Origin of the sequence: Psychrobacter sp. UBA3068 (assembly GCF_002366815.1) — a bacterium.
GTDB classification, from domain to species: domain Bacteria; phylum Pseudomonadota; class Gammaproteobacteria; order Pseudomonadales; family Moraxellaceae; genus Psychrobacter; species Psychrobacter namhaensis.
The window spans coordinates 1-8,869 of the sequence record NZ_DFBY01000037.1 but is presented as its reverse complement, the minus strand read 5'-3'; the positions used below and the strand labels follow the sequence as shown (position 1 = coordinate 8,869).

Here is an 8,869-nt window from a genome sequence, read left to right as displayed (position 1 = left end):
TTACACAGAATCTGGGATGGGCTCGAACGCGAAAGGTTGTTGCAGTTAGAATATATGTTTAGTTTATACCGTAATCTTTCTAACCCTTTTCGTTAGATAAAACATAGTTTATCAAAACTAACACCGAACCACCTCGTACCATACTCCTACCTTCTGGTTTAAAAATTAATTTTAAAGCTTCTCTAGTAGCCTTTTCATTTTTTAAATAAGCGTTTTCTAACTGCTCTACATTTTCAATACCCAGATTTTTAATCTGATTTATCAACCGGTTATCAACGTAATTTTCAATATTGAACTCTTCGATAACCAAATTATATTCACCAATAAATACATCATTTTCAAAATTTATTACATTGTCGTTCTTACTCATAAAAGAAGTTAGAGAAGCTTTGTTTATTTCAATCTGACTAGGGTTATTTTTGATACTCTGACTTAAACTGTTTTCATAATCCGCTATAGTTGATTTTAATTTTACGAACTCGATATCTGCTTGCTCCAAAAGAGCTGCAACTCTATAGAAAGTACGTTTTGCAGTAGAAGGAATCTCAAACTCACCTTTATAACCTAAATCATGCTCAATCTCTGCCCAAGAATGCTGCAAGATTGTCCTAATTTGAAACTCAAATTTCTGTTCTTTATAGCTAGAATATTCTGGTAAGTTCGTCCTATCTTTTTTTAAATTGGCAACGTAGTGTAGACTTCTATAACCAAATTTATCACTATCTATTTTTCGCTTATCTACAGAATTATCTTGATCTATAACGAATTCTTCCTCAATCAGAGTCGCAATTTGGTCTACTTCGTCATCAAAATAAGTAATGATACGGACACCAACTATATCTGTAATATCGTCTAAAGACTTGTACTTTTGTTTTGCTAAAATTTTCTTTTCTAAACTGTCTCTATCTTTGACTCTAGTTTGTATTTGATGAACTTTAATACCTTTCTGTTTAAGCAGAGAGTTTATAAGCGTCTCAAGAGATTTGTCTAGATTCTCTAACACATCTTTATTTTTGTCATATTCTTTTAGTATTGCACTCATTTAGTAGCTCGTTGGATAGATTGTCATAAGAAGTCGATAATTGTATCTTACATCATAAACGCTCGAACAAACTAAGTTGTAGTCAAATACCTTAACTACAACTTCGTAGCCACAACCTACCTCTCTATTTAGCAACTAAATAAACACTATCCAACACGCGCTCTGCCTTCCTCTGCTACAGTAAGTCATGCAAATATCCTAATAAAAAGGATCTATCATGACCTTACTTAATACGCTTAACCTAACCTACCCCATAGTTCAAGCCCCAATGGCAGGCGGTGCCACCACGCCTGAACTGATCTCGTGTGTTAGTAATTTTGGCGGACTGGGATCGTTGGGTGCTGGCATGACCGCGCCAGACGTTTTAAACAGCCAAATCAATACAATTAAAACCTTGACTGAACGGCCCTTTATGGTCAATCTGATGGTGTTGTCTGAGTATGAGTCGAGCACCTTTGATACAGAGATGCCCGCTTGGCTAAGCCAGTACTATCAGGACAATAATATCGAGGTGGCGTTACCTGAGCGCCCCGCGCAAAATTTTGCAGATCAGCTACAAGTGCTTTATGACAATCCTGTACCGGTCGCCAGTTTTACCTTTGGCATTATCAGCGCTGAGCAAGTTCAGCGGTTGCAACGTCTAGGAACGCGCGTCATCGGTACGGCCAATCATCCATTGGAAGCCAAAGCATGGAGCGAGATTGGAGCAGATGCAGTATGTGTACAAGGGGTAGAAGCAGGCGGACATCGCGGTGGCTGGTTACCACAAAGCGAAAACGATCCTTTAGGGTTATTGACACTCATTAGCCAAACGCGCGCTTGTACCGATATTCCGTTGATTGCCGCAGGCGGTATCATGACGGCACAGGATATCAGAGCGGTACAAATAGCAGGTGCTGAGCTTGCGCAAATGGGCACAGCATTTTTGACCACCGATAAGTGCGGTATTAACGACACTTACAAGCAAGCCCTACTTGATGCCAGTGAAGACAAACGCAGTGCTGAGACGCGCTTAACTCGCCTGTTTTCCGGCAAGCTTGCGCGCGGGTTATTAAACAATTATTTGCAGGATTTTGCCCAATTTGAACACAGCGCAGATTTGCCGCCTTACCCACAACTCAATGCCATGACCAAATTCTTGCGTGCTGATGCGACCAAGCGTTTGGATGCCGAGCACCAGTCTTTATGGGCAGGACAAGGCGTCGCTTTGGTTAGAGGTGAGGATACAACGACATTGCTAAAGCGCCTTGTAAAAGAATTATAGCTTACTTATCTTTAAGCCCTGCCCGAAACCTTTTATAATCTTCCGCCGTCTGATCTACCGCCTCTACCATCGGTATGTGGCCAACCTTAGGCATCGTAATGACCTTCGCTTGCGGCATTAATTGTTTCATCACGACTGCTGTTTCAGGCTTTATAATTTTGTCCTCAGCACCCCAAACGACTAGCGTTGGGATATTGTACTCGGCGATGACTTTGGCACGTGCCTCCACATTGTCTTCCGTGATCTGCTTAAGAATGGTGGCATGCAGCTCTCGGTTGGCAATGTTGCTCTGAGCAAAGACGGCTTGCACGGTTTTGGGGATATAGGGCGGGTCGTACATGACCAAATCATATAAGGCAAAATAGTCATCCGCATTCTTGACCAACAGCGGGCTATCTTCAAGACTACCATCGCCAAACCTGTCTTCTGGAAACCCTGCTGACCAAAAGCCACCACTGTCGAGCAACCATAAGCTTTTGACGCTATCAGGGTACATGGCTGCGTAGGCGACACTGATACCGCCGCCCATTGAATTACCGCCTACATGGACATCACCAGCCAAGCCTTTAGCTTGCATGAGCTCGTGCAAACGCTGCGCTTGGGCATCCGTACGGTAGTCGGCTTGCTGCGGCTTACTCGACTCGCCAAAGCCTAACAGGTCAGGAATAATTAAATGATAGTCTCCCAATTCTTTAGCAATACGGGTAAAGTTATCTTTGTTCGCCCCAAAGCCATGGATCAATAACAAAGGCTCACCATTTAAGTTACCGCCTTCTAGGTAGGTCATGGTATCGCCAGACGCCAGCGTAAATACCTTTTTTTCAAGGTCGGCTTTATTTCGCTCATACTGTACGAGCTTTTGGGCGGTGTTGACTGTCACGGTATTGGGTGTGGTACATCCTACGACCGAAACCAATAATAATGCGGTGATACTGGCGCGCAATAATGTCATCAAAATCTCCTTATTCATCATAGACAAAAAGCTTATGGCAATTTTTAACTCACCATAAAACTATAGCGGATAACGACCCATTAATCTTTATTTAATAAGAACGCGACAGCCGCTTTTGCATGAATAGCCGTGGTATCAAAAACGGGTATCGGACTGTCCGCTTGCGTGATCAGTAGGCCAATCTCTGTACAGCCTAATATCACACCTTCTGCTCCTTGCTCAGCAAGGGCTTTGATGACATCGACGTAATACTGACGCGAACTGTCTTTTATTCGCCCTTGGCACAGCTCCTCGTAGATAATGCGATGTACTTCTGCTCGTGCGTCCTCTTCTGGTATCAGTACTTGCAAGCCTGCATCCATCAGACGCTGCTTATAGAAGTCTTGCGTCATGGTAAATTCGGTGCCGAGTAAAGCAATCTTGGTCAGGTTTTGTTCTTTGATCGCATTAGCAGTCGCATCAGCAATGTGAATTATTGGCAGATCGGTCGCCTCTTGTACATTATCCACAACTTTATGCATGGTATTGGTCGCGATTAACAGTCCTTTCGCGCCAGCCGCTTGCAAGCGTGTGCCACTACTTGCCATGATGTTACCCAACTCATCCCATGCGTCTTGCGCTTGTAACGCACCGATTGGCGCAAAGTCCACACTATGAATGAGTAGGTCTGCTGAATGTAGACCGCCAAGCTCAGCCTTGACCCCTTTATTAATCAGGCGGTAATAGCTTTGGGTACTCTCCCAGCTCATACCACCGATGATGCCCAGTGTGTTTTGATGATGATTTGGCATATGTACCCTTAGCATTTGTTGATTTTTTAGTACGGTAGACTCAGTTTTTTAGCATACTTTTTTTATAGAAGCATGACAATATAATATGGTAAAGGCCAAAGTTAGTAATAACGATTTTACCCGCTTATCATCACAAGGTATCATGAGCGCTACTAGCCAACCATCTCCTGACTCACGAGCATTTATCCGCTCACCATTATCTGCATTCATACGTGCCAGCATTATCCGCTGCGCGTAGCGATCGCCCTGTAGGACACCCTTAATATTATGGCCAAACTTCCTCTCATCAGAATACGCATACGGCGCAAGTACTACCGCCTTATTTTTACCGGTCTTATGGCATTGATGATGTCTTTGATTATCTCGTCAGCGTTACTACTCGTCAAAGTCGGCTACGTCGATGGCTTCTTTACCGAGCTTTTGCACTCCTGGGGTCTGGCCTTTATTTTTGCGTGGCCAAGTGCTTATATCTGTGCCTATATGGTACAAGAGCATGTGCTTAGTCACATTGAGTTTTATTAAGTAATCACAGCCCACAAGTGATATCACTACCTCATAAAAACCGCTAAGATAGTCTGCAAACTGTTCTTAATGAGAGAGTGCTATGAGTCAACCAAAGCGCACTATTGAGCATTTACTAAAACACGGCGCGCTCCCCATCAGCCGCGTCGATGCAGCGGCTACCCACCTTGGAATCTATCCCACTAAGCAGACATGGCTGGCATTTTTTGATAAAGCGCTGCTGATTATTGGCGCGGTAGCACTGGTCCTGTCTCTTGTTTTCTTTATCGCCTATAACTGGCAAAACATGGGCAAGATGGGTAAATTTGCTTTGGTTGAAGGGGCGTTGGTCATCACCATCGCTCTCTATGTTGGTCTTCATTTTACAAGACGGTTTAGACAACGATTTCAGCTCATTCGCCAGTTATTACTACTCATCGCCAGTATTATTACTGGTAGCTTATTGGCTTTATTTGGGCAAATTTATCAGACGGGCGCAGATACTTGGCAGTTATTTTTCACATGGGCTCTATTGATTACGCCATGGGTCATGATCGCGCGTTTTCCTGCGCTGTGGCTACTGTGGTTGGGGCTTATTAATACCTGCTTAATGCTGTACTTCGATGTCACCAACCTGCCGTTTATCGACACAGGCTTTCAACATCACTTTCAGGTAGCGATCCTGTCGCTATTGAACCTTATCGCCTTATACGGCTGGCTCAGCGTTTTTGATCATCAGCGCGCCACTTTTTCTAGTCATCCTTTTGATACTACGACTCATAATAGTAACGCTGCTATTAGCGTAACAAGTGTGCAAAAAGCATCCAGCTTACACTGGAGTACGTATGTCGTCGGTTTCTTGAGCACCTGCTTTGTGACGTATCTTGCCACTATCAGTGCCTTTGACGATGGTCCTATTGTAGTCACGCTGTTGTCGATCACCCTATGGTTAGGCTGGTGCGGGTTGATGCTTTGGCATTTTTATCAGCGCCGCGTGGATTTACTCATGCTCACTTATCTGGCGTTTTCTCTTATTACTGGGGTGATGGTTTGGGTAGGACGATGGCTGTTGGACGATTCTAACGCTGCTGGCTACTTAATATTAGCGCTGCTGCTGATTGGGATGAGTTCAGCCGCAGTGATATGGCTACGCAACGCTGCGCACTTAGATAGGGGCAATAAAACCCAGCCAGTCAGAAGAGGCGCAGACGATGAATGAAAAGATGAATAAAGAGAGGCAAGTACTGGCTGAGCTAAAAAACCTTGGTGTCATTGATCGCAACTTGTCTGATGCCAATGAAATGAGCGCAGATATAGGCAGCAGTAAAAGCTCTCATGACGATCCTTGGTTCTTACAGGTATTTTTTGGCTTTAGTGGCGTCTTGGCGAGTTTGTTTTTCATTGGGTTTTTATCACTCATATTATGGGAAACCAATGTCTTTGACAGTACGCTCGGTACATTTGTTATCGGCCTATTACTGAGTGTCGCAGGATTGGGGTTATTTAAAAACAAGCATATGCGCCGCCACAGTTTTTGGGCCAGTTTAGCCTTTGCCATCAGCGCTGCGGGTCAGTTATACCTCATTTTTGCATGGTTGGACGCCGACATAGACCAGCCTCTGAGTATCTGGCTATTTTTGCTGTTTCAGAGCGCGGTGACCATCATGATGCCAAACTTCGTGTATCGTTTGTTAAGTAGTATGGCCGCACTGGGCAGTATGGTCTATCTGCTCCGCTATTATCAGCTGACCGAGGTCAGTTTGGCGCTACTGGCACTGATTACTATTGGGGCCAATCTACAACGTTATACGCTATTGCGTTACGCTCCTAGCAAGTGGCGCTTAAGTGCTTTTGAGGTCAGTAAAGCACTCATGTACGCCAGTGCGTTGACACTGCTTGTCTTCTCAGTCTATGTGGCTGCGGGCGAGTCCAGATCCTTCTTGGTAGACAGCAATGAGGCATTTCACTATAACTACCTCGTCGCACAAGGACTGCTGGTAGCGACTAGTCTATATGCGGTCTACCTTATTCTTAAACGTTACGATGTCAAACTATGGTCAAAACATGGCGTTATCGCGGGCGGCGCCACCATCGTTCTTGGCATAACGTCGATTTATGTCTCAGGCTTACTGGCCACCAGTTTGCTTATCATGATCGCCATAGCCAACAGTCAACGCACCTTATTAGGTCTCAGCGTTTTTGCCTTGGTTTGCTACGTGTTTTGGTATTACTATCAGCTCGATACCTCCTTACTCGTTAAGTCCGGCTCGATGTTCATCATTGGCATCGTCCTATTGCTACTGCGCTGGCTCGTCATCAAACGGTATTTTATGGACAATCTCACTGCTCCTTTTGCTGATGATCTTACCCGTCATACAAAGCCACCAAGCAGCGTCACCAATAGTCAGGAGCGTCAGCCATGACAGACAATATCTTGACTAAACATGCGTCTAAGCCCGCCTCACTGTCCTCCACACCCACCACTCATTGGAGCCAAAAACGCACATTCACCATTTCCATTGCTCTATTTGGACTAATATTAATTTTAATCGTCATGACGCTTAGTGTGGTGAAATATGAGACGCATCTTATGACTGGCGATACGGTGTTATTAGAGCTCGCCCCTGTAGACCCGCGTGGCTTTATGCAAGGGGACTATATGACGCTTCGTTATGACTTGGAGCGTGATATTTTGGAGAGATTGGCGACAGCTAGTGACCGCGACAAACCCTCTGATGGCTATGTGATAGTCGTCTTAGATGAACACAACGTTGGCCACTTTGTGCACTTGGCTGACAGTCATCAGCCTGCCACTTTAGCCTATAATGAGAAGGCCATTCATTACCGTAGGCGTCATGGCTCGATACAGATTGCGTCCAACGCTTACTTCTTTCAAGAAGGGAATGCCGAGGCTTTTGAGGCAGCAGAATACGGTGTGTTTCGTCTCAACGATAATGGTGAGCCGCTACTGGCAAGTCTAGCCAACGAAGCGTTTGAAGTGATAGAACCAAAAGAGCGGATTAAAGCGCCATTGGATAACCCACCCGACTAGACGATGACGAGGTGGTGGCGTGAAGTCATGGATAACCTTACTTAACCAAATAAGTACTGATAACGATAAGGTGGTCTTGCTACTGTGGTGATCGAATTGTACGCTTCTCTACGGAGCGTTGATTGCTAATAATCTAATAATTAAAGTACGATTACTCAAAAATAAATAAAGGAAATTAACATGCGTAGTGCCACTTATAACACCTTTGGTAAACCCACTGAAGTATTGAGCTTAGGCGATAGCCCTGTCCCCGAGCCAAAAGCGGATGAAGTCCGTGTCAAAACCATACTGGCCTCTATTCACAACCATGACCTGCTGACCATACGCGGACAGTATGGCTTTAAGCCTGAGCTGCCAGCAATCGGCGGTAGCGAAGCGGTGGGGATTGTCGATGCCATCGGCGATGATGTCAAAAACGTCAAAGTCGGTCAGCGCGTCGCAGCTGCTAGTGTACAAGCCACATGGGCTGAGTACTTCGTCGCTGCAGAAGACATGGTGTTCGCCGTTCCTGATGACTTAGAGGACGAAATAGCCGCCCAGCTTATCGCTATGCCCCTTAGCGCCTTAATGGTGATCGAATTTTTAGAACTAAAAAGCGGGCAATGGGTTATCCATAATGCGGCCAATGGGGCGGTCGGTACCTCACTCGCCATGCTGGCCGTAGCGCGCGGTATCAACACCATCAACGTCGTCCGTAGTGCCGATGCCGTAGCAGAATTAGAAGCGCTCGATATCAAAAACAACATCAACTCATCAGATGAGGACTGGAAAGATCAAGTCCGTAAAATCATTGGCGACGATGAAATCAGCGGCGCGATTGACTCTGTCGGCGGCGAGTCCAGCAACGACTTGCTATCATTACTGGGGCATGGCGGCACATTGGCATCATTTGGTATTATGTCAGGGCAACCAATGGCGCTCGACCCAACCAATATCATCTTTAAACAAGTGACTATCAAAGGGTTTTGGGGCAGCAAAATCAGTCAAGAAATGAGCGTTGAAAACAAACAGCGTTTGATTGATGAGCTAATCGAGCGCGCGACCAACGGCAACCTCAAACTACCGGTTGAAGCGACTTTTGATTTGGCTGATATCAAAAAAGCGGTCGATGGCAAATTACAGTCAAACAAAAACGGCAAGGTATTGCTTAAGCCTTAATAGGTAATGCACCCTCACATTGATGGCTAAACCCGTCACCCCAAAACACAGATAAAAGCCCATTCGTATTAATATAACAATACAGTACCCCACTCTCAACTTGAAATAA

At 45.1% G+C, this 8,869-nt stretch carries 10 protein-coding genes; 7 read left to right on the top strand and 3 right to left on the bottom strand.

All coding sequences use genetic code 11. From position 1 onward, the window contains the following. Nucleotides 1–79: 79 nt before the first annotated feature. A complete protein-coding gene (locus tag B2P60_RS08905; RefSeq protein ID WP_230710431.1) occupies nt 80–1,042 on the bottom strand; it encodes a GTP pyrophosphokinase in 963 nt (320 codons plus the stop codon). 217 nt (nt 1,043–1,259) lie between these two features. On the opposite strand from B2P60_RS08905, the gene B2P60_RS08900 reads away from it, so the two are divergent. Continuing rightward, nucleotides 1,260–2,306, top strand: a complete 1,047-nt coding sequence (locus B2P60_RS08900) for an NAD(P)H-dependent flavin oxidoreductase (RefSeq protein ID WP_286740844.1) — start codon at nt 1,260–1,262, stop codon at nt 2,304–2,306. A 1-nt stretch (nt 2,307) separates the two neighbouring features. Here B2P60_RS08900 and B2P60_RS08895 read toward each other — a convergent pair whose 3' ends face one another. Next, nucleotides 2,308–3,258: an alpha/beta fold hydrolase gene (locus B2P60_RS08895; RefSeq protein ID WP_286740843.1), complete on the bottom strand. Its 951-nt coding sequence runs from the start codon at nt 3,256–3,258 to the stop codon at nt 2,308–2,310. An 80-nt stretch (nt 3,259–3,338) separates the two neighbouring features. Further along, a complete protein-coding gene (locus B2P60_RS08890; protein WP_286740842.1) occupies nt 3,339–4,049 on the bottom strand; it encodes an aspartate/glutamate racemase family protein in 711 nt (236 codons plus the stop codon). A gap of 85 nt (nt 4,050–4,134) precedes the next feature. Between B2P60_RS08890 and B2P60_RS08885 the strand changes: the two genes are divergently transcribed. From B2P60_RS08885 to B2P60_RS08860, 6 genes are all read left to right on the top strand, one after another. Continuing rightward, nucleotides 4,135–4,287, top strand: a complete 153-nt coding sequence (locus tag B2P60_RS08885) for a hypothetical protein (protein WP_230710425.1) — start codon at nt 4,135–4,137, stop codon at nt 4,285–4,287. Nucleotides 4,288–4,316: 29 nt separating this feature from the next. Beyond that, the gene (locus B2P60_RS08880) at nt 4,317–4,571 is read left to right on the top strand and encodes a DUF2798 domain-containing protein (protein ID WP_286740841.1); all 255 of its coding nucleotides are present in this window, start codon (nt 4,317–4,319) and stop codon (nt 4,569–4,571) included. Nucleotides 4,572–4,653: 82 nt separating this feature from the next. Beyond that, a complete protein-coding gene (locus B2P60_RS08875; protein WP_286740840.1) occupies nt 4,654–5,769 on the top strand; it encodes a DUF2157 domain-containing protein in 1,116 nt (371 codons plus the stop codon). Then, nucleotides 5,762–6,973: a DUF4401 domain-containing protein gene (locus B2P60_RS08870; protein ID WP_286740839.1), complete on the top strand. Its 1,212-nt coding sequence runs from the start codon at nt 5,762–5,764 to the stop codon at nt 6,971–6,973. Before B2P60_RS08875 ends, B2P60_RS08870 begins: the two co-directional genes overlap by 8 nt. Beyond that, a complete protein-coding gene (locus B2P60_RS08865) occupies nt 6,970–7,602 on the top strand; it encodes a GDYXXLXY domain-containing protein (protein WP_286740837.1) in 633 nt (210 codons plus the stop codon). The genes B2P60_RS08870 and B2P60_RS08865 overlap by 4 nt, the downstream gene beginning before the upstream one ends. A gap of 180 nt (nt 7,603–7,782) precedes the next feature. Then, the gene (locus B2P60_RS08860) at nt 7,783–8,760 is read left to right on the top strand and encodes a zinc-binding dehydrogenase (RefSeq protein ID WP_286740834.1); all 978 of its coding nucleotides are present in this window, start codon (nt 7,783–7,785) and stop codon (nt 8,758–8,760) included. Nucleotides 8,761–8,869: the final 109 nt, after the last annotated feature.